The sequence below is a fragment of the Alphaproteobacteria bacterium genome (genome assembly GCA_041396705.1).
Classification (GTDB): domain Bacteria; phylum Pseudomonadota; class Alphaproteobacteria; order CALKHQ01; family CALKHQ01; genus CALKHQ01.
The window spans coordinates 171194-192063 of the sequence record JAWKYB010000010.1 but is presented as its reverse complement, the minus strand read 5'-3'; the positions used below and the strand labels follow the sequence as shown (position 1 = coordinate 192063).

The following is a 20870-nucleotide window of genomic DNA, read 5'->3' as shown; positions in this document are numbered from 1 at the left end:
GCTACTGCCGCATGATCGGCTGCTGCATGATGTAGGCGCAGGCGCTCTGGTCGCCGAAAATGCAGGCGCTGTTGGCCTGCATCAGGCCGACGAAATACTGGCACTGGCCCGGGTCGCCGCCATAGCAGTTGCCGCCGAGGTTCGCCATCGCGCAGGCCAGCGGGAAGCCGTAATACTGGCAGTTGAACTGGAAGTAGCTCAGGCAGATCTCCGGACGCGCGGTGGCCTGGCATTCGGCCTCCATGCGGTCGGCACTTATGCTACCGGACTCGTTGTCGTCCGGGATGCCGTTCCCGTTCGCATCGTCGTCGTCGTCATCATCGGAGTCGTCGTCATTGTTGCCGTCGTCGCCGTCGCCGTCGCCGTCGGCGACATGCCAAAGCGTCGCCTGCTGCGCCAATGCCGGCGCCGTCAGGCCGACGAGCGCGACCAATGCCGCGACGAAGAGATTGCGGGTCATCGCGCCGCGATGCCCCCGCCTCATATCGAAATCGATCACGGTATTCTCCTGTTCCCCGACAGTGGCCGGGATGTGGTGACGCCATCCTATTGCGGCTGTGAGCCGCCGCACAGCACCTGCGCGCCTGCCGTTTCGCCCCGACGCGGCGGACGTGGCGCGTCTGCCGCGCTGCCCCGCAACCGCATGCCGGCGGGCGGTGCGCGCCATCCGGCCGCAAGGCGGCAAGGCGGCCGAGCCCGAGGTCGCCTCCATAGCGCCGCGAGCGGCCAAATCGATGTGGCACTGCCGGCCATTGCCGACTAACGTCGGGTGCTGAGGCTGTCTACGAGGCTCCGAACCGGGCATGGAATCCTGGCGCCGCGCGCCCAATACGTTCGCCATCCTGCTGTCGCCCGCGACCGTCTGGCTCGCGCTGTTTTTTCTCGTTCCCCTGTCGCTGGTCTGGGTGCTGAGCTTCGGCCGCCAGGTCGACCTGACCAATGTCGAGATCGACTGGACCTTCGGCCAGTATCTGCGGGTCTTCGAGCCGGAGTACCTGCAGATCTTCGTTCGCTCGCTGTGGATGGCGGCGCTCACCACGCTGATCTGCCTGGTGGTCGGGCTGCCGGTTGCGCTGGGCGTCAGCTTCGCGCCGCCGCGGGCCAAGGCGTTCCTGCTGCTGCTGCTGATCCTGCCGTTCTGGACCAACCTGCTGATCCACACTATGCCCTGATCGCGGTGTTCCGCAGCCAGGGCCAGGTCAATTTCGGGCTGGAATGGCTGTGGACGCAGGGCGACGGGCTGCTCGCCTGGATCGGCCTCGGCGACATGGCGCTGCTCGGCGAGGAATTCGAGCCGCTGAACATGCTGTACAACCGCGTCGGCGTGCTGATCGGCCTGGTCTATGTCCACTTCCCGTTCATGGTGCTGCCGCTCTATGCCGCCGTCGAACGCCTCGACCGCAGCTATCTCGAGGCCAGCCTGGACCTGGGCGCCGGCCAGTTGCGCACCTTCTTCGCGGTGGTGGTGCCGCTGGCGATGCCGGGCATCATCTCCGGTGTGATCCTGGTGCTGATCCCGGCGCTCGGCTCGTTCCTGACGCCGGAGCTGCTGGGCGGCACCGAGGACGCGATGATCGCCAACGTCATCGAGCGCCAGTTCGGCGCTGCCAACAACTGGCCGTTCGGCGCGGCGCTGTCGTTCGTGCTGCTCTATGCCACCTTCGGCGCACTGGCGCTGCGCAGCCTCGCCGCCGGCCGCAAGGGCTCCGATTTCTGATGGCGGCCGCGGCACAGCGCCGGCGGCGCGGCGGCAGGGCCCCGGCCGGACCGCTCGACTATTCGCGCAAGCTGTGGATCCGGCTGATCATCGGCTTCGTGCTGCTGTTCCTCTACCTGCCCATCGTCACGCTGATCGTGTTCAGCTTCAACGACAGCCGGCGCAACATCGTCTGGCAGGGCTTCACCTTCGACTACTACGAGAAGGCGGCGCGCAACGCCGGCCTGATCGAGGCATTCTTCAACTCGATGACCATCGCCGTGGTCGCGACGCTGATATCCACGATCCTCGGCGGGATGGTCGCGCTCGGCCTGTATCGCTTCCGCTTCGTCGGCAAGCCGGTGTTCGAGGGGCTGAGCGCGCTGCCCATCGTCATCCCCGAGATCTGCATGGGCGTGTCGCTGATGGTGTTCTTCAGCCGCATCGGCTGGTTCGACTATGCCCGCGAGGCGCCGTGGCCGATCAACCTGACCGCCATCACCGCGGCGCATATCGCCTTCTGCTTCCCGTTCGTCACCGTGGTGGTGCGGGCAAGGCTGGCCGGCTTCGACCGCAGCCTGGCGGAGGCGGCACGCGACCTGGGCGCCAGCGAATGGCAGATCGTACGCGACATCATGCTGCCGCACATGAAGGTCGGGCTGATCGCCGGCGCGCTGCTGGCCTTCACGCTGTCGCTGGACGACTTCGTCATCACCTTCTTCAGCGCCGGCCCCGACACGCCGACCTTCCCGATCAAGATCTTCTCGATGGTCCGCTTCAGCGTGACGCCCGAGGTCAACGCCGCCTCGACCGTGCTGATCGTGATGACCATCGTCATCACCGTCATCGCCCTGCGGCTGCAGTCGCCGGTGCGTTCAGGACATTGAGGGAGCCCGCCTTGGCCGATCCTGTCTATTCGACCCCGCCGCCGATCATCGCCATCGAGCAGGTGCGCAAGACCTACGGCGAAACCGTCGTTGCCGTCGACGACGTCGACCTCGACATCGCCCGCAACGAGTTCTTCGCGCTGCTCGGCCCGTCCGGCTGCGGCAAGACCACGCTCTTGCGCATGCTCGCCGGCTTCGAGACGCCGACCGGCGGCCGCATCGTGATCGACGGCCAGGACATGGCACGGATCGCGCCCAACCGCCGGCCGGTCAACATGGTGTTCCAGTCCTACGCGGTGTTCCCGCACATGTCGGTGGCGCAGAACGTCGGCTACGGGCTGAAGGTCTCGGGCGTGCCGGCGGACCAGCGCCGCAAGCGCGTCGCGGCGGCGCTGGAGATGGTCAAGCTGTCCGGCTACGAGAACCGCCGTCCCGACAAGCTGTCGGGCGGCCAGCGCCAGCGCGTGGCCCTGGCGCGCGCATTGGTCAAGCAGCCGAAGGTGCTGCTGCTGGACGAGCCGCTGTCCGCGCTGGACAAGAAGCTGCGCGAGGAGATGCAGTTCGAGCTGAAGCGGCTGCAGCACGAGGTCGGCATCACCTTCATCATCGTCACCCACGACCAGGAGGAGGCGATGAGCATGGCGACCCGCATCGGCGTGATGAATGCCGGCCGCATCGTCCAGATTGGCCCGCCCGACGAGATCTACGAGCGGCCGAACAGCCGGTTCGTGGCCGACTTCATCGGCTCGGTGAACCTGTTCGAGGGCCGGGTCGCCGGGCGCGCCGACGGCCTGATCCGGATCGAGAGCGAAGAGCTGCAGGCGCCGATCGCCGCCGCGGCGGCCGCGCCGGGCACCGACCGGGTCGGCGTCGGCGACCGGATCTGGGTGGCGATCAGGCCGGAACGGCTCGAACTGGCCAATGGCGGCTCCCACGACTGCAACTATCTCGACGCCCGGCTCAGCGCCACCGCCTATCAGGGCGAGAACTCGATCTGCCAGCTGACGCTGGACACCGGCCACTCGATCAAGCTGCTCGCCACCAACTCCGGCGACCAGGCCCAGGCCAAGCTGCTGACCCCCGGGTCCCAAATCGGCGTGACTTGGTCGCCCGACAGCGTCATCCTGTTGACCGAGTAACCCCCGTTCGCCGCTGAGGATCCCCGATGCCGGACGCGCCGCCCGCCGCAGCAGGCTTCGTCATGCCGCCGGAATGGGCCGACCACGACCGCTGCTGGATGGCCTGGCCGGTCGGTGCGGGCAACTGGGGCGCGCGCCTGGAGGCGGCGCGCGACGCCTACGCCGAGGTGGCGCGGACGATCGCGCGCTACGAGCCGGTGACCATGCTGGCCGCCCCGGCCGAGCTGGCCGACGTTTCGCTGCGCTGCGGCGACACGGTCGAGACCATGATGACCGACTATGGCGAGCCCTGGCTGCGCGACTTCGGCCCGACGTTCCTGGTCGGACCCGACGGCGCGCTCGGCGCGGTCGACTGGATGTTCAACGGCTGGGGCGGGCGCGTGGCGGAGACGGCCGCCGACAAGGCGGCGGCGCGCCTGGTCATGGAACGAACCGGCGCCGCCCGCTTCGCCGCGCCGATCGTGCTGGAAGGTGGCGCCATTCACGTCAACGGCGCCGGCACGCTGCTGACCAGCGAATCCGTCGTGCTCAACCCGAACCGCAATCCAGGGCTGGACGCGGCGGGCGCTGCGGCGGTGTTCCGGGCCTATCTGGGGATCGACGAGGTGCTGTGGCTGGGCGCCGGCTATGAACAGGACGTCACGGACGGGCATGTCGACAATCTGGCATGCTTCGCCGGTGAGAATCGCATCCTGGCCATCGACTGCGACGACGCCGACGATCCGAACTTCGCGGTGTTCCGGGACAACCTGGCCCGGCTGCGCGGTGCGACCGACACTTCGGGCCGCGTCTTCGACGTGGTCACGCTGCCGCAGCCCGCGCGCCGGGAGCACAATGGTCAACGGATGATTCTGTCCTATCTCAACTTCTATCTTGCCGGTGCCGGGGACACCAAGGCCGTCATCATGCCAGCGTTCGACGACCCGATGGACGACGAAGCCAACGACATCGTTGCGGCCGCCTTCCCCGACCGGATGGTGGAGCAGATTCCCGCGCTGGACATCGTCGCCGGCGGCGGCGGCATCCATTGCATCACGCAGCAGCAGCCGCGGGTGACGGCGGCCGACGCGGCGGGCACGACCGACGACGAGGACCGGAAGGGGTGATTCGGGGCCGCACAAGCCGCCGCGTGCTTGCCGCGCTGGCCTCGCTGGCCCTGTACGCCGGTCCGGCGCATGCCGACCGCGACACCGAGCAGCTGATCGAGGGGGCGCGCGAGGCCGGCCAGTGGTCGGTGGTCGCCCTGCTCTACGGCAAGCTGATCGATGCCGCGATCGACGCCGGCGAGACCACCGGCGGCCCGATCGCAGGCCTGTACCGCGAGCGTGCCGAGGCCTATCGGATGAGCGGGGACCTGCGCTCCGCCTTTGCCGACTGCGAGTCTGCCATCGGCGCCGCGCCGCGCCTGCCCGCCGGATTCGACTGCCGCGGCCAGATCGCGCTGATGTTCGGCGACATCGACGGCGCCCTTGCCGACCTCGACCACGCGCTGGCCATCGATCCCGGCTACGCCGCCGCCTACAGCCACCGCGGCATCGCGCTGATGCAGATCGGCGAGTGGGAGGAGGCGCTCGGCGACCTCACCAAGGCCATCGACCTGGGCGAGACGTCGGCGCCGGTGTTCGCCGACCGCTGCGCCTGCCACTACAACATGGGCCACCTGCCCGAGGCCGAGGACGACTGCCTCCGCGCCATCGCCGAGGACCCGGACTACGGCTGGTCCTACAACAACTATGCGCTGCTGCAATGGCAGGGCAACGACCTGGAAGGCGCGCTGGAGTCGCTGAACCGCGCCATCGACCGGCTGCCGGACGAGCGCGTGCCGCTGCGCAACCGCGCCGGCATCTTCTACGAGCGCGGCGCCTACGATCTCGCCATCGCCGACCAGACCGCCCTGCTGCAGCAGGACCCCGACGACGCGTTGACCCTGGACAATCGCGGCATGGCCCATGCCGGCAACGGCGACTATTCGCTGGCCATCGCCGACCATAGGGAAAGCCTGCAGCTCGCACCCGACGACGCCTTCACCCTCGGCAACCTCGGCTATGCCCTGATCGTCACCGGCCGGCTGGAGGAAGGCGAGGCAATGGTGGAAGAGGCGATCGCCGCCACCCACGGCGACCCCTGGGCCTATGGCCTGCTCGGCAAGGCCTATCTGAAGGCGGGCGAGTACGGCGATTCGGTCGCGGCATTCCAGCGTGGCTGGGACGCGAATGGCGATCCGTCGCTGGAGAGCGGCATGACCGTGCCGCTGGCGCTGCTGGGCGACCGCGAGGCGGTCGAGCGGCTGGCGGAGGACATCGTCCGCGTCAATCCCTACAGCCAGATCGCCCGCCAGGACCTGGCCGAGGCCTTCTACCTGCTCGGCGACGCCGACACCGCGCTGCGCCACGTCAACGCCGCGCTGGCAACCGCCGACGGCGTGGCGGAGACCTATCACCTGGCGGGCGTCATCCTGATCGCGCTCGGCCGGGCCGACGCCGCGCGCGCAGACCTGGACCGTGCCATCGCCGCCGGCGGAACCAGCCAGATCCGCGCCTACTACCGCCGGCTCGCCGCGCATGGCTATCCGGTCGGGCCCGACGGCAACGTGCGCGACGCCGCCTTCGACGCGGCGCTGGACGCCTGCATCGCGGACCGCTGCTCGCTCTACGAAGGCTGACCCGCATTTCCATCCCGCCGGTGTGAACCGCGCGAGGTTTCGCCGCGACTTCCTCATGGGACAATGGGGAGGGCGCCATGGCGCGGACCGTCGCAAGCGACACCATCGTATCGGGGTTCGTCCCGGACCTGTCGGCCCTGCTCGATCTCACCGGCCCGCCGCCGCCGGCCGCCGACGCGATCGGCGGCACCTTCTTCGGCGGCACCGGCGACGATATCATCCACGGCGGCGAGTTCGGCGACCTGATTGTCGGCAACGCCACGCCGAACCCGTTCATCGCCGATGCCGATACGCTCCATGGCGAGGGCGGCTGGGACACGATCCTCGGCATGGGCGGCGACGACTCGCTGTTCGGCGGCGACGGCGACGACCTGCTCGACGGCGGCCGCGGCAACGACCTGCTCGACGGCGGCGCCGGCAACGACACGCTCTATGGCGACCGCGGCGCCGACCTGATGCTGGGTGGCGGCGGCGACGATGGTATCGGCGGCGGTGCCGGTGCGGATTCGATCGACGGCGGCGCCGGCGACGACCATATCTGGGGCGACGACCGCGTGTTCGCGCCGCAACCGACGTCGCGCACCGAATCCTTCGACGACTCCATCGCGGGCGGCGACGGCAACGACGTGATCTACGGCATGAGCGGCGACGACACCGTCAGCGGCGGAGCCGGCGCGGACACTGCCCATGGCGACGAGGGCGACGATCTGCTGCACGGCGACGGCGGCAACGACCGCCTGTTCGGTGATGGCGGCAACGACCAGCTCTGGGGCGGCGACGGCGACGACGTCCTCGACGGCGGCGACGGCTTCGACGCCCTGCACGGCGGCGCCGGCAACGACTGGCTGAACGGCTCCTATGGCATCGACCTGCTCTATGGCGACGCCGGCGCCGACCATTTCGTGCCGGGCGAGGACGGCATCGCCGACCTGGTGATGGACTACAGCCATGCCGCCGGCGATCTGGCGGTCGGCCATCACTACGAGGTGATCGACGGCACCACCCATGTGCTCGCCGCCGACGGCACCGCCCTGCTGCTGCTGGTCGGTTATGACGCCGACGCCAGCGGAATTCTCCTGCTGCCCGCCTGACCGCACATTCAATCGGGGACAAGCCATGACCGACTACATCTACGGTGGGACCGGCAACGACGTGATCCACGGCGACAACGGCGACAACTGGATCTTCGGCAACGGCACGCCGAACCCGTTCGTCCCGGACAACGACACGCTGTACGGGCGAGGGCGGCTCCGACCTGCTCGACGGCGCCGCGGGCGACGACAAGCTCTATGGCGGCACCGGCATCGACCATCTCTACGGCAAGGACGGAAACGACCTGCTCGACGGCGGCGACGACGACGACGGGCTGTACGGCGGCGACGGGTCCGACATTCTCCTCGGCGGCAACGGCGACGACTTCATGCTTGGCGGCAACGGCGTCGATATCATCGACGGTGGCACCGGCAACGACGTCGCCGATGGCGGAGGCGGCAACGACGCCATCCACGGCGGCGCCGGCGACGACGACATCTATGGCGGGTTCGGCGCCGACACGCTGCTGGGCGGCGACGGTGACGACGACATCCTCGGCGACACCGGCAACGGCACCTATGTCACTCGCGTCAACAACGCCGACTATATCGACGGCGGTGCCGGCGACGATCACATTAGCGCCGACGACGGCAACGACGTGGTCTTCGGCGGCAGCGGCAACGACACGATCTGGGGCAGCTACGACGACGACACGCTGCACGGCGACGCCGGCGACGACTACATCCATGGCGGCGACGATCAGGACACGCCGGCGACGCCGGCGCCGACCAGCTGCATGGCGGCGCCGGCGACGACATCATCTATGGCGGCGACGGCGACGACACAATCGACGGCTACACCGGCACCAACACGCTGTGGGGCGGCCCCGGCGCCGACCATTTCGACGGTTGGCTGGACGCCAAGCCCGACATCATCAAGGACTATTCCTTTGCCGAGGGCGACACGGTGATCGGCACCTCCTACGAGGTGATCGGCGACCACACCTATGTCTACCACAACGGCCTGACCCTGTTCGTGCTGGCCGACTACGACGCCTACAGCGACGGCATCGCCCTTACCGGATACTGACGCCTCGACGCGAAGCCCTGCCGCACACTCCATCGGGGACCAGCCATGCCCAACTACATCTACGGCGCCACCGGCAACGACGTGATTCACGGCACGGCGTCCGACGACTGGATCTTCGGCAACGGCACACCGAACCCGTTCGTCCCCGACAACGACACGCTCTACGGCGAGGGCGGTTCCGACCTGCTCGACGGCGCCGCGGGCGACGACAAGCTCTATGGCGGCATCGGCAACGACAGTCTCTACGGCAAGGACGGCAACGACCTGCTTGACGGCGGCGACGACGACGACGAGCTGTACGGCGGCACCGGAGCCGACACACTCCTCGGCGGCACCGGAGTCGACACAATCTTCGGCGGCAGCGGCGCGGATAGCATCGACGGCGGCGCCGGCAACGACTACGCCTATGGCGACTTCGGCGACGACGTCATCCAAGGCGGCGCCGGCGACGACTACCTCGTCGGCGGCTTCGGCGCAGATTCGCTGCTGGCGGCGACGGCGACGACAATATTCGGGCGAAGCCCCCAGCGCGTTTGCCACCCGCACCAACAATGCCGACTTCATCGACGGCGGCGCCGGCGACGATCTCATTGTCGCCTACTTTGGCGACGACGTGGTCTTCGGCGGCAACGGCAACGACGTCATCCTTGGCGGCCCTGACAACGACACGCTGCACGGCGACGCCGGCGACGACTGGATTTTGGGCGGCGACGATCAGGACACGCTCTATGGCGATAACGGCGCCGATCAGCTGCTTGGCGAAGCCGGCGACGACGTCATCGAAGGTGGTGCCGGCGACGACATAATCAAAGGCGGCGACGGCGACGACACCATCGACGGCTACACCGGCACCAACACGCTGTGGGGCGGCGCCGGCGCCGACCGGTTCGAGGGCTATCTCGACGCCAACCCCGATGTCATCAAGGACTATTCCTTTGCCGCGGGCGACACGGTGGCCGGCACCTCCTACGAGGTGATCGGCAACCACACCTATGTCTACCACGCCGGCCAGACCCTGTTCGTGCTGGCCGACTATGACGCCTACAGCGACGGCATCGCCCTGACAGGATACTGACTGAACGACGTCGACGCGTCGTGCACGGGCTGCCGGCAGATCATGTTGCGAAGTGAACCGCCGGCAGGGCGGCGGCGACCACTGTACAACGCAACCCGGAGCAGCGGGCAACCAAATGGCCAGAGCCGTCATCGACCCGATCCTGTCCGCCGACCTGGGTGCACTCCACGGCAGCGGCATCGGCCGCAACCCGCCGGCGCGCGAGCCCAATGCATTTGGCGGCACCTTCTTCGGCAGCTGGGGCAACGACGTGATCCACGGCGGCCCGTTCGACGACCTCATCGTCGGCAACGGCTCCGCCAACCCGTTCGTCGCCGATGCCGATACGCTCTACGGCGAAGAAGGCTGGGACACGATCCTCGGCGGATATGGCGACGACCTGCTCTACGGCGGAAACGGCGACGACCTGCTCCATGCCGACGCCGGCGACGACACCGTCTATGGCGGCGCGGGTAACGACACCATCGAAGCGGGCACCGGTACCGATTTCCTCGACGGCGGCGACGATGACGACCTGATCGCCGCCGGTGCCGGCAACGACACGGCCTATGGCGGCGACGGCGACGACACCATTGCCGGCGGCTCGGGCGCGGATACCATTCTGGGCGGCAACGGTAACGACGACCTGCTGGGGGAGACGCGCGGCTTCGTGCTCAGCTTCCCGTCCGTCGCGCAACTTGGCGACTTCATCGATGGCGGCGCCGGCGACGATCTGATCGACGGCGGCCATGGCGACGACGTGCTCTACGGCGGCAGCGGCGACGACACCATCGACGGCGACTTCGGCAACGATTCGATCCACGGCGACGATGGGCAGGACATCCTGACCGGCGGCAGCGGCAACGACGTCATTCACGGCGATGCCGGCAGCGACACGATCGGCGGCGGCGACGGCACCGACACGCTCTACGGCGGCTCCGGCGACGACTGGCTGCTCGGCGCGAATGGCGCCGACCTGCTCGTCGGTGGCAGCGGCGCGGATCGCTTCCTGGCCGGGGCCGACGGCATCGCCGACGTGGTCGCAGACTACGTCCATGGCGAGGGCGATGCGGTGCAGGGCGACCACACAACGGTGATCGGCAACGACACGCATGTCTATGCCGCCGACAACACGCTGCTGTTCATCCTTGCCGACTACGACGCCGACGTCGGCGGCATCGCCCTCATCCCGCTCTGACGCGCCGATTGAACCGCGCGGACGGCTGGCGCGACCAAGCATCGACGCCGACCCGATGGAGAGGACAGAATGCTGCGCACCGCGACGATCCAGACAACCGTGACCGCTCCTTCGCTGCGGCCGGGCCTCGACACCATCGGCGACATCCTGGTGCAGCCGAAGGTGATCGAGGGCGGCGCCGGCGCCGACGACATTCTCGGCGGCGCGTTCGGCGACCATCTCTACGGCAACGGCGGCGACGACGTGATCAAGGGCCTCGGCGGCGACGACTACCTTTCCGGCGGCAGCGGCCACGACCTGCTGTTCGGCGGCCTGGGCGACGACATGATGCTGGGCGGCGTCGGCAACGACGTACTGCTCGGCGAGGAGGGCGACGACTTCCTGTCCACCGGCGACGGCGACGACTGGGGCCTCGGCGGCGCCGGCGACGACATCATCCAGGGCGGGGCGGGCAACGACTACCTGGTCGGCGACGACGGCGACGACGCGATCTGGGGCGGCAGCGGCAACGACCAGCTGCTCGGCGGCAACGGCAACGACGAACTGCACGGCGGCGACGGCAGCGACGCGATCTACTGCCATGGCGGCAACGATGTCGCCTATGGCGATGCGGGCGACGACCTGCTGGTCGGCGGCAGCGGCTGGAACACGCTCTACGGCGGCAGCGGCGCCGACACCTTCCTGGAGGGCACCGGCTACGGCCTGGCGGACTCGATCATGGACTACTGCGCGGCCGACGGCGACCGGGTGACCGGCGACAGCTTCACGGTGGTCGGCGGCGACACCTGGGTCTATTCGGGCCAGACGCTGGTGTTCGTGCTGGAGGGCTATGACGCCGGCGCCGACGGCATCAACTGGTACTGCTGATCGGCCGGACCGGCACCCGGCTGCGGACCGCTGCGCGGCAGCGTCGGCAGCCGGCGGCTCGCCATTCGGAACAAATCATGAATTCTGGCTTGCTGCACTCCACTAAGGTTGTTATCATGGCGGATAAATACTCGTCATGGTTGCCGGAGAGCGGAAAATCGCCTTGCCGCACATGAACCCTCTTTCGCGGCCGCGATGCGGAGGAACCGGCCGGCTACTCGCCGGGAAGAGACCTGAGACGATTTCCATTGCACGTGCATCGTGTAAATTGTGCAAACCTGGGTTCGATCAATTCGTCGGAGAGGGACCGCCCCATGAGTTTCACGATGAGCTGGGTGGCATTCAAGGGCATGAGCGCAGACGACGCCTGCGCGGCGTTCGGCGCCGAGCGCACCGGCGAGATGGCGCCGGCCGAGTCGGCCGACCTGATGGGGCTGGAGCTGCCCGGCTGGTACCTGATCCTGGTCGACGACCGCGGCGCCTACGACCTCGCCGCGCACGATTTCGCGCAGAGCCAGACATTGCCTACGGAGTTGCTGGAATTCCACATCGTCGAGAACGCCGGTCACGCCCGGCTCGAGAGCTATGCATCGGGCGAGCAGCGCTGGAGCATCTGGTACGACAGCAACCAGAAACCGGCACTGCAGCTTCAGGGCGACCTGCCGCCGGAGCTGGCCGAGGTGCGGGCGCGGTTGGAAGCGCGACGCCAGCGCGAGGCGCCGAAAAGCAAGAGTGGCGCCTATGACAGCGACCTGCCCGCCGAGATCGGCAAGGCGTTGACCGGGTTTCGCCACGACGATGTCGACGACAGCACGATGGCAGAGGTACTGCGCATGCTGTCGCAAGCCGGGCCCACCGAAGCGGCGGACGACGCGTCGGAAGGCGCGCCGTCGTCGGCAGGCGCGACCGCAGCCGGCCAAACGCAGCCGGCCGCTCCACGTCCGTCGCAGCCGCCCGCGCCGTCTCCTGCCGTCGCCGGACGGGCACGACCATGGTGGAAGTTCTGGTAGGCCGCCGGCGCCGCGGCGTCCGCGGCGCACCGAGCGCTGGCAGCGGCGACGCCGTCGGGTGACTCCGGGCGTTTCCGACGCGCCGCTCCGTGCCCTCGCCCCGCTTTCGGGGTGAACCGATGCCGCCGCCGTCGCGACCCACCCTCAGCACCGAGGACAGCAGAGGGAGGTTGCGGCAATGGCGACCCGCACCGAACGCACCCAGGCGCAGCTGCGCATCGACGACACGGACACGATGGAGCCCGCGGCCAAGACCGCCGGCGGCGACCCGCGCGCCAGTGCCGAGCTTGCCGACCCGCGCACCGCCGCCGACGGCACGTCGGATGCGCGCGGCGGCGCCATCGGCACCGGCCTGGAAGTCGACTTCGCCGCCCTCCTCCGCACCCATTATTTCGGCGAGCCGGCCGAAGCTCCGGAGACGCTGCCGCCGCCGATCAACGGCGGCGGCAGCTACGTGGCGGCCGCAACCGACACCGGCCCGCTGGTGCTGACGCCAATGACGCTCTATGGCAGCGACGGCGACGACGTCATCCACGGCAGCGACTACGGTGAGACCATTCTCGGCAACGGCACCGACGGCTGGGATGCGCTGGCGCTCGACGACGACGTGCTCTACGGCCACGGCGGCGACGACATCCTGATCGGCGGATTCGGCGACGACAACCTGGACGGCGGCGACGGCAACGACCAGCTCTATGGCGGATGGGGCGACGACGTGCTGCACGGCGGCGCCGGCCACGACACCCTGGACGGCGGCGGCGGTAACGACACCCTGTACAACGACGGCGGTTTCTCCACGCTGCTGGGCGGCATGGGTGCCGATGCACTCTACGGCAGCGACGACGCCGAACGATTTCAGGGCGGCGACCATGACGATGTGATCGACGCGGCCGGCGGCAACGACGTCATCTGGGGCGACGACTATTACAGCGGCGCCGTGCCGGGCGACGACACCATTTTCGGCGGCGGCGGCGACGACATCATCGACGCCCACATGGGCAACGACACCGCCGACGGCGGCGCCGGCGACGACACCCTGTTCGGCGGCCCCGGCGCCGACATTCTGCTCGGCGGCGACGACGACGACATCCTGGTCGACGCCTGGTCGACCCCCGGCCTCGACAGCGGCAACGACATCCTCGACGGCGGCGCCGGCAACGACATCCTGGTCGGCCGCGGCGGCGCCAACCTGATGACCGGCGGCGACGGCGCCGACACCTTCCTGGCCTCGATCGAGCTGACCGGTGGCGGACCGTTCGCGCTCAACGCCGATTTCTCGTTCAACACGATCGCCGACTACAATGCGGCCGACGGCGATGTGGTGCAGGGTTTCAGCGCCATCAGCGTCGGCACGGCGACCCACGTCCTGTCGGACACCAACCAGCTGCTGTTCGTGCTGACCGGCCACGACCTCGCCACCGACGGCCTGAACCTGATCTGGACCTGACCGCGGGCGCGCGGCCGTGATAGCGTCGTCGGGGCGTCGGCCGCGCCGGCGCCGTGTGCGGACATGCGCGGGATCGGATCCGGATGGCGGCGACCAATCATTTTCTCGACGGTTCGGACCGCTACGCCCGGCACCGGCCGACCTATCCGCCGGCGCTGGCCGAGGCGCTGGCCGCCCTGGCGCCGCGGCGGACTCTGGCGCTCGACGTCGGTTGCGGCACCGGCCAGCTCTCCGTGCTGCTCGGCGACTGCTTCGACGCAGTGCTGGCCACCGACGCCAGCGCCGAGCAGATCGCCCACGCCAGCCCGCATCCGCATGTCCGCTATCGGCAGGCCCCGGCCGAGCAGGCCTGCGCCGACGCCGGCTCGGTCGACCTGGTCGTCGCCGCCCAGGCCGCGCACTGGTTCGACCTGCCGGCCTTCTACGCCGCGGCGCAGGCGATGGCCGCGCCAGGGGCGGTCATCGCGCTGGTCACCTACGGCGTGCTGCACATCGACGACGCAGGCGTCGAGGCGCGGTTCCGGCAGTTCTACTGGCACGAGATCGCGCCCTACTGGCCGCCGGAGCGCAGGCATGTCGAGCGGCGCTATGCCGATATGCCGTTCCCGTTCGCGGAACTGGAGTTTCCCGACACCGCGATCGTGCGCGACTGGTCCTGCGACGACCTGCTCGGTTATGTCGACACCTGGTCGGCCAGCCGCCAGGCGCGCAAGGCCGGCCACGACGCGCTGATCGCCGGATTCGCGACGGACCTGCGCGCGGCCTGGGGCGACCCGGCGCTTCTGCGCCGCATCGTCTGGCCGCTCGCCGGCCGAATCGGTCAGCTGCGCGCGGCCTGACCGCGCCGCCGGCGCATCCGGCGCAACGACGCCCCCCAGTTGAACCGAAGCCCGACGCGGTGCGACTGCCCTTCAGGCATTGTCGAAGGGAGCACAGTCATGGGATTCGCGCGCGCGACAGACACCGACCTGCGGGTTGAGGTCGTCGACCTCAAGCTCAGCGGCACGCTGTACGGCAGCCCCGGCTCCGACGACATCCACGGCTTTCCCGGCGACGACGTGATCTGGGGCGACGGCAACCGCGCCACGACCGGGACCAGCCTGACCGCGCCCGGCTACGCCGACGATATCCTGCACGGCGGCGACGGCAACGACACGATCTTCGGCGAACAGGGCGACGATCGCATCTATGGCGAAGCCGGCCGCGACGAACTGTGGGGCGGCGCCGGCAACGACACGCTGGACGGCGGCGCCGGCTATGACGACCTGCATGGCGGTGCCGGCGACGATACGCTGTTCGCCGGGGCGGGCGGCGCCAACCTGCACGGCGAAAGCGGCAACGACAGCCTGATCGGCAGCGATGTCGACGACTGGATGAGCGGCGGCAACGGCAGCGACTGGATGCAGGGCGGGGCCGGCAACGACTACATGCTCGGCGAAGACGTCACCGACCTGGTCGCCGGCGACGACATCCTGTTCGGCGGCGCTGGCGACGATACCGCCACCGGGCTCGGCGGCGACGACACGCTCTATGGCGAGGCCGACGACGATCGCCTGTCTGGCGGCACCGGCGACGATGTGGTCGACGGCGGCAACGGCAACGACATCCTGTTCGGCGGCTACGACACCGGCATGATCCACCCGCTGCCCGGCCAGGTCGACGCCGGCGAGGGCGCACTGGCCGGCGAGGACGGCAACGACGTGCTGAACGGCGGCGCCGGCAACGACATCCTGGTCGGCGGCGGCGGCGCCAACGTGCTGACCGGCGGGTCCGGCGCCGACTATTTCGTGATTGACGACCTGCCCAATCCCTCGGTCGCGCCGCCGCACCTGCTGGTCAACGTGGTGACCGACTACAATGCCGCGGAAGGCGACGTGGTCGAGGGCTTCTCGGCCGAGACGGTCGGCAACGACACCCATGTCTACGACGACGCCAACACACTGCTGTTCGTCCTGCAGAACCACGACCTGCAGACCGACGGCATCGCCCTGTTCTGGCTGTGATCGTTCCCGCGCATCGGCCCGCTGCCAGCGGGCCCGCGCTGTGCTAGCCTCGGTCACGGCACCGCGCCGCGTCCGGCGCGGGCAACCGGGGAGGATCGCGGATGGCCGACACGCTGCTGTTCGGCATCACCGAAAGCGGGGTCACCCACACCAGTGCGGATGCGCCGCTGGACCTCGACACCAAGTTCCGCATGGTCAGGCAGGCCGGCGTCTACGACTATTTCGACAAGACGCCGCCGGCCGACCAGGAGGGCGCCTATCGCGCCGCCAGCGAGAAATACGAGCTGCCGATCCTGGCCGGCGGCTGGTTCTACCGGCTGGGCCGGGACGAGGCGCTGCTGGAAAGCAACCTGCGGCTCGGCGCCCGCCTGGGCAGCCGCGTCCACAACACCCAGATCATGATGGACCACGCCACCGAGAACCGGCTGGTCACCGACCGGGAGGTTGCCGAGACCTCTCTGCGTGCCTATGACGTCGGCGCGGCCTGCGGCTGCATGCCGACCTTCGAAGTGCATGTGAACATGTGGTCCGAGGACTTCCGGCGGGTGGCGCAGGTGGCGGACCTGGTCGAGGCCCGCGGCGTCCCGTTCCGCATGACGCTGGACCACAGCCACGTCATCTTCAAGATCGACAACCCGCGCGAGCAGCAGGTGTTCGGCATCGACCGTGCCATTGCGGCGGGCGAACTGGTGCTGGACCCCTACGACCCCGCCGGCGTGACCAACCTGTGGATCGGGCGCGGCTTCGTCGGTCATGTCCACGCCCGCGCGGTCGTGCCGAACAACCCGCGCAACGTCTGGGCCAGCCACCCGGGCCTGGACTCCCTGCCGTCGTCGCTGCATCCGCAGGACCTGACCGGCCGCGGCATCCAGTATCCGTTCATCGCGCCGCAGCCGGGCCAGTGGCACAGCCCGTGGGACGAGGCCGCGCTGGAGCCGTGGAAGGAGGTCTTGCGTCGGCTGATGGCCTGGCACGCCGCCAGCGACGACAGCGCGCTGACGACGGTCTCCACCGAGTTCATCCCCGGCATCGACTATGGCGCCGGCGCGCACTATTCGATCTTCGAGAACTCGGTCGCCTGCGCGCGCTGGCTGCGGCAGACCTGGGACGCGGCGCGCGGGAGCCGGGACGCAGCGCGCAGCGCCGCGGAATAGGCGGCCAGACCCGCGCGACCTGACTCACGACGATGGAATCCTGGCTGGCCGACATCGAAGCGATGCTGCGCGGCCTCGGCCTGCCCGGGCTGTTCGCCGGCGTCTTCATCGAGTCCTTCGGCATGCCGGTGCCGGGCGAGACCATGATCATCCTGTTCTCCGCCTTCGCCGCCACCGGCCAGATCAACATCGTCGCGGTGGCGCTGACCGCGTTCGTCGCCGCGGTGCTCGGCGACAACCTCGGCTATGCCATCGGCCGTTTCGGCGGGCGGCCGCTGATCGTGCGCCACGGCGCCCGCTTCGGCATCACCCACGCCCGGATGGACAAGGTCGAGGCGATCATCCAGCGCCGCGGCCCGATCATCGTGGCGTTCGCCCGCTTCGTGGTGCTGCTGCGCCAGCTGAACGGCCTGGCGGCCGGCGCCGCCGGCATGCACTGGCTGGCATTCCTGATCGCCAACGTGATCGGCGCGGCGCTATGGGTGGGCACGTGGTCGACGCTGGCCTATGAGTTCGGCAGCGAACTGCACGTGATCCCTTATCTGCTGCGCCACCTCGGCTGGGTGGCCGCGATCGGCGTACCGCTGCTGCTGCTCGCCATCGCCGGCGGCTGGTGGTGGTTCCGCCGTCGCCGGCGGCGCCGGTCGAACGGTCCGCCGGCGGACTGACCGGTGCCGGCCTACTCGTCGCCGTCGAGATAGTGGCCCTTGCCGAGTCGGCCGTCGGCGAAGTCGAACACCAGCGGCACGCCGGTGGGGATCTCCACCGTGGGGATCGCGGCGGTATCGTATTCGCCCAGCACCACCAGCAGCGCGCGCACGGTGTTGCCGTGCGCCGCAACCAGCACGTTCTTGCCGGCCTCGACCTCCGGCCGGATGTGGCTGTCCCAATAGGGCGTCACCCGCGCGACCACGTCCTCCAGGCTTTCGCCGCCCGGCGGCCGGGTCGAATAGCTGCGCCGCCACAGCCGCACCTGCTCGTCGCCGAACTTCTGTGCCGTCTCGGCCTTGTTGAGACCGACCAGGTCGCCATAGTCGCGCTCGCGCAGATCGTCGTGCTTGACCAGCTTCCAGCCGTCGGGCCCATGTAGGTGGGCGTTGGCCGGGCCGCTGGCCGCCAGCGCGATCTCCGCGGTGCGGATCGCGCGCTTCAGCGTCGAGGTGAACACCACGTCGAAGCGGATGTCGTGCATGCGCTCGCCGCCGACCCGCGCCTCGTCCTCGCCCAGCGGGCTCAGGTCGACGTCGTGCCATCCGGTGAAGCGGTTCTCCAGGTTCCACTGGCTCTGGCCGTGGCGCAGCAGGACGAGTCGGCTCATGGGCGGTCTCCGGGGCGAAAGCGACGGGCGCCCGCCTTATAGCAGATCGAGGCGGTGCTTCGAGCCCCCAACGCCGGCAAAATTCGGCCTCGACCGGCGGATCATCCTGGCTATGATCGCGCCGCCCGCCGCAGCCGATCAGGCCGCCCAGCACCAGGAGACGCCCCCATGGCCGCCACCCGCAGCGAAACCGACAGCCTCGGCGCGATCGACGTGCCGGCCGACCGCTACTGGGGCGCCCAGACCCAGCGCTCGCTGGAGAATTTCCGCATCGGCGGCGAACGCATGCCGGCGGCGCTGATCCGTGCGCTCGGCATCCAGAAGAAGGCCTCGGCGCTGGCCAACATGGAACTCGGCGTGCTGGACAGAGCGCTGGGCGACGCCATCGTCAAGGCGGCCGACGAGGTCATCGACGGCACGCTGGCCGACCACTTCCCGCTGGTGGTGTGGCAGACCGGTTCCGGCACCCAGACCAACATGAACGCCAACGAGGTGATCGCCAACCGCGCGATCGCGATCCTCGGCGGCGCGGTCGGCTCGAAGAAGCCGGTGCATCCGAACGACCACGTCAACATGGGCCAGTCGTCGAACGACACTTTCCCGGCCGCGATGCACATCGCCGCCGCCGAGCGCACGGTGCGCGACCTGATTCCTGCCCTGACCCACCTGCACCAGGCGCTGGCCGCCAAGGCGGAGGCGTTCCGCGACATCATCAAGATCGGCCGCACCCACACCCAGGACGCGACGCCGCTGACCCTGGGCCAGGAGTTCGGCGGCTATGCCAAGCAGGTCGAATACGGCATCGCCCGCATCCAGGCGACGCTGCCGCGCATTCTGCAGCTGGCGCAAGGCGGCACCGCGGTCGGCACCGGGCTCAACGCCATGAAGGGCTTCGCCGAGCTGTTCGCCGCCAAGGCCGCCCAGTTGACCGGCATCGATTTCGTCACCGCCGAGAACAAGTTCGAGGCGCTGGCCGCTCACGACGCGCTGGTCGAGCTGAGCGGCGCGCTGAACGTGGTCGCGGTATCGGCGATGAAGATCGCCAACGACATCCGCTTCCTCGGCTCCGGCCCGCGCTGCGGCCTGGGCGAATTGATCCTGCCGGCAAACGAGCCCGGCTCGTCGATCATGCCGGGCAAGGTCAACCCGACCCAGTGCGAGGCGATCACCATGGTCGCCGCCCAGGTGATGGGCAACCACGTCGCCGTGACCGTCGCAGGCTCCAACGGGCACTTCGAGCTCAACGTGTTCAAGCCGGTGATCATCTACAACGTGCTGCAGTCGATCCGGCTGCTCGGCGACGCCGCGGTCAGCTTCGCCGACAACTGCGTGGTCGGCATCGAGGCCAACCGCGACCGCATCGACACGCTGCTGCACGAAAGCCTGATGCTGGTCACCGCGCTGAACCCGCATATCGGCTACGACAATGCGGCCAAGGTGGCGAAGACGGCCTATGCCCAGAACAAGACCCTGAAGCAGGTGGCGGTCGAGATGGGGCTGCTGACGGCCGAGCAGTTCGACCAATGGGTGCGGCCCGAGGCGATGATCGGCCCGCGCGACTGAAGCGCGGGCGGCCGACGTGGCGGCGGACGGCGAGCCGAGCGCCGTCGTCAAGCGTTCCGTCCGCATCGCCGGCCACCCCACCAGCGTGTCGCTGGAAGCGCCGTTCTGGGACGAATTGCGCCGCATCGCCGCCGCGCGCGGCCTGACCCTGAATGGCCTGGTCACCGCGGTCGACGCCGCCCGCAGCCAAGCCAACCTGTCGAGCGCGCTAAGGCTGCTGGTGGTTGCCGACCTGAAGCGGCGCGCGGGGCTGTAGCGCGCCCGATCCGCCCATTCGAAAAAAATCGTTAGGGCCATTGAACCCGATGCGCCGTCACGGCGACTTACCGGGCAACGAGGCGCGCCTAGCGCGTGGAACCGGAAAGGAACCAAGCGATGACGACCTCCCGCATGCTCGCCGCCGTCGCGCTCGCCGCCGCTTTCGGCGCTGCGACCGTGGCCCACGCCGACAACCAGCCGCAGCGCTTCGGCGCCGCCCAGGACCTGCAGATCGGCCCCGCCGTTCCCGGCGTGGTGCTGCCGCAGTTGACCTGCATGATGGGCAGCGGCGACGTACTCGCCGACGTGCTGATCCGCAACAACGGCAGCCAGGCCATCGCGCCGGGCACCCAGATCGTCTGGCACACCAACGGCGGTCACAGCGGCATGGCCAATACCGGGCTGCCGGGGCTCGCCCCGGGTGCCGTGATCCACGCCGGCGCGGCGCCCTACCCGTTCACCTGCGCCGCGTCGATCCAGTAACGCGCGACGC

22 protein-coding genes and 2 pseudogenes are annotated in these 20870 nt (G+C 69.2%); 22 read left to right on the top strand and 2 right to left on the bottom strand.

The window, feature by feature from the left end; all coding sequences use genetic code 11:
* Position 1 precedes the first annotated feature (1 nt).
* Positions 2 to 667 carry a hypothetical protein gene (locus R3F55_15850; protein ID MEZ5668880.1) on the bottom strand — a complete coding sequence of 222 codons (666 nt, stop codon included), beginning with the start codon at positions 665 to 667 and terminating at the stop codon, positions 2 to 4.
* Positions 668 to 803: 136 nt separating this feature from the next.
* Here R3F55_15850 and R3F55_15845 point away from each other — a divergent pair.
* The 19 genes and pseudogenes from R3F55_15845 to R3F55_15755 all read left to right on the top strand — a co-directional run bounded on the left by R3F55_15845 (position 804) and on the right by R3F55_15755 (position 17906).
* Positions 804 to 1717: pseudogene (locus R3F55_15845) on the top strand (ABC transporter permease).
* Entirely contained in the window at positions 1717 to 2583 is an 867-nt protein-coding gene (locus tag R3F55_15840; protein MEZ5668879.1) for an ABC transporter permease subunit, read from the top strand. The pseudogene R3F55_15845 and the gene R3F55_15840 overlap by 1 nt, the downstream one beginning before the upstream one ends.
* Positions 2584 to 2594: 11 nt before the next feature.
* Entirely contained in the window at positions 2595 to 3722 is a 1128-nt protein-coding gene (locus tag R3F55_15835; GenBank protein MEZ5668878.1) for an ABC transporter ATP-binding protein, read from the top strand.
* 26 nt (positions 3723 to 3748) lie between these two features.
* Positions 3749 to 4828, top strand: a complete 1080-nt coding sequence (locus R3F55_15830; GenBank protein MEZ5668877.1) for an agmatine deiminase family protein — start codon at positions 3749 to 3751, stop codon at positions 4826 to 4828.
* Positions 4825 to 6384: a tetratricopeptide repeat protein gene (locus R3F55_15825; GenBank protein MEZ5668876.1), complete on the top strand. Its 1560-nt coding sequence runs from the start codon at positions 4825 to 4827 to the stop codon at positions 6382 to 6384. Before R3F55_15830 ends, R3F55_15825 begins: the two co-directional genes overlap by 4 nt.
* A gap of 77 nt (positions 6385 to 6461) precedes the next feature.
* Positions 6462 to 7475 carry a calcium-binding protein gene (locus R3F55_15820; protein MEZ5668875.1) on the top strand — a complete coding sequence of 338 codons (1014 nt, stop codon included), beginning with the start codon at positions 6462 to 6464 and terminating at the stop codon, positions 7473 to 7475.
* Positions 7476 to 7633: 158 nt separating this feature from the next.
* Positions 7634 to 7981: pseudogene (locus R3F55_15815) on the top strand (calcium-binding protein).
* A complete protein-coding gene (locus R3F55_15810; protein ID MEZ5668874.1) occupies positions 7967 to 8386 on the top strand; it encodes a hypothetical protein in 420 nt (139 codons plus the stop codon). Before R3F55_15815 ends, R3F55_15810 begins: the two are co-directional and overlap by 15 nt.
* Positions 8383 to 8505, top strand: coding sequence for a hypothetical protein (locus tag R3F55_15805; GenBank protein ID MEZ5668873.1), 123 nt, complete (start codon positions 8383 to 8385; stop codon positions 8503 to 8505). The genes R3F55_15810 and R3F55_15805 overlap by 4 nt, the downstream gene beginning before the upstream one ends.
* Before the next feature lie 45 nt (positions 8506 to 8550).
* Positions 8551 to 9165 carry a calcium-binding protein gene (locus tag R3F55_15800; protein ID MEZ5668872.1) on the top strand — a complete coding sequence of 205 codons (615 nt, stop codon included), beginning with the start codon at positions 8551 to 8553 and terminating at the stop codon, positions 9163 to 9165.
* The gene (locus R3F55_15795) at positions 9119 to 9580 is read left to right on the top strand and encodes a hypothetical protein (protein MEZ5668871.1); all 462 of its coding nucleotides are present in this window, start codon (positions 9119 to 9121) and stop codon (positions 9578 to 9580) included. The genes R3F55_15800 and R3F55_15795 overlap by 47 nt, the downstream gene beginning before the upstream one ends.
* 115 nt (positions 9581 to 9695) lie before the next feature.
* A complete protein-coding gene (locus tag R3F55_15790) occupies positions 9696 to 10757 on the top strand; it encodes a calcium-binding protein (GenBank protein ID MEZ5668870.1) in 1062 nt (353 codons plus the stop codon).
* A 69-nt stretch (positions 10758 to 10826) separates the two neighbouring features.
* Positions 10827 to 11624 (top strand): calcium-binding protein, encoded by a 798-nt coding sequence (locus R3F55_15785; GenBank protein MEZ5668869.1) that lies wholly within the window; start codon positions 10827 to 10829, stop codon positions 11622 to 11624.
* 314 nt (positions 11625 to 11938) lie between these two features.
* Positions 11939 to 12634: a hypothetical protein gene (locus tag R3F55_15780; protein MEZ5668868.1), complete on the top strand. Its 696-nt coding sequence runs from the start codon at positions 11939 to 11941 to the stop codon at positions 12632 to 12634.
* Positions 12635 to 12812: 178 nt separating this feature from the next.
* On the top strand, positions 12813 to 14081 hold the full coding sequence (locus R3F55_15775) for a calcium-binding protein (GenBank protein ID MEZ5668867.1): 1269 nt from the start codon (positions 12813 to 12815) through the stop codon (positions 14079 to 14081).
* 83 nt (positions 14082 to 14164) lie between these two features.
* Positions 14165 to 14920 (top strand): class I SAM-dependent methyltransferase, encoded by a 756-nt coding sequence (locus R3F55_15770; GenBank protein ID MEZ5668866.1) that lies wholly within the window; start codon positions 14165 to 14167, stop codon positions 14918 to 14920.
* Between the two features lie 99 nt (positions 14921 to 15019).
* Positions 15020 to 16084 carry a calcium-binding protein gene (locus tag R3F55_15765; GenBank protein ID MEZ5668865.1) on the top strand — a complete coding sequence of 355 codons (1065 nt, stop codon included), beginning with the start codon at positions 15020 to 15022 and terminating at the stop codon, positions 16082 to 16084.
* Between the two features lie 101 nt (positions 16085 to 16185).
* Positions 16186 to 17238: a hypothetical protein gene (locus tag R3F55_15760; protein ID MEZ5668864.1), complete on the top strand. Its 1053-nt coding sequence runs from the start codon at positions 16186 to 16188 to the stop codon at positions 17236 to 17238.
* A 32-nt stretch (positions 17239 to 17270) separates the two neighbouring features.
* Complete coding sequence (locus R3F55_15755; protein MEZ5668863.1) at positions 17271 to 17906, top strand: DedA family protein; 636 nt, start codon at positions 17271 to 17273, stop codon at positions 17904 to 17906.
* An 11-nt stretch (positions 17907 to 17917) separates the two neighbouring features.
* Here the strand turns inward: R3F55_15755 and R3F55_15750 are convergent, their stop codons facing one another.
* Positions 17918 to 18556 carry a 2,3-bisphosphoglycerate-dependent phosphoglycerate mutase gene (locus R3F55_15750; protein MEZ5668862.1) on the bottom strand — a complete coding sequence of 213 codons (639 nt, stop codon included), beginning with the start codon at positions 18554 to 18556 and terminating at the stop codon, positions 17918 to 17920.
* Positions 18557 to 18724: 168 nt separating this feature from the next.
* Between R3F55_15750 and fumC the strand changes: the two genes are divergently transcribed.
* From fumC to R3F55_15735, 3 genes are all read left to right on the top strand, one after another.
* Positions 18725 to 20119 carry a class II fumarate hydratase gene (gene fumC, locus R3F55_15745; GenBank protein MEZ5668861.1) on the top strand — a complete coding sequence of 465 codons (1395 nt, stop codon included), beginning with the start codon at positions 18725 to 18727 and terminating at the stop codon, positions 20117 to 20119.
* A 16-nt stretch (positions 20120 to 20135) separates the two neighbouring features.
* On the top strand, positions 20136 to 20375 hold the full coding sequence (locus R3F55_15740) for a ribbon-helix-helix domain-containing protein (protein ID MEZ5668860.1): 240 nt from the start codon (positions 20136 to 20138) through the stop codon (positions 20373 to 20375).
* 119 nt (positions 20376 to 20494) lie between these two features.
* Positions 20495 to 20860 (top strand): hypothetical protein, encoded by a 366-nt coding sequence (locus R3F55_15735; GenBank protein ID MEZ5668859.1) that lies wholly within the window; start codon positions 20495 to 20497, stop codon positions 20858 to 20860.
* Positions 20861 to 20870 lie beyond the last annotated feature (10 nt).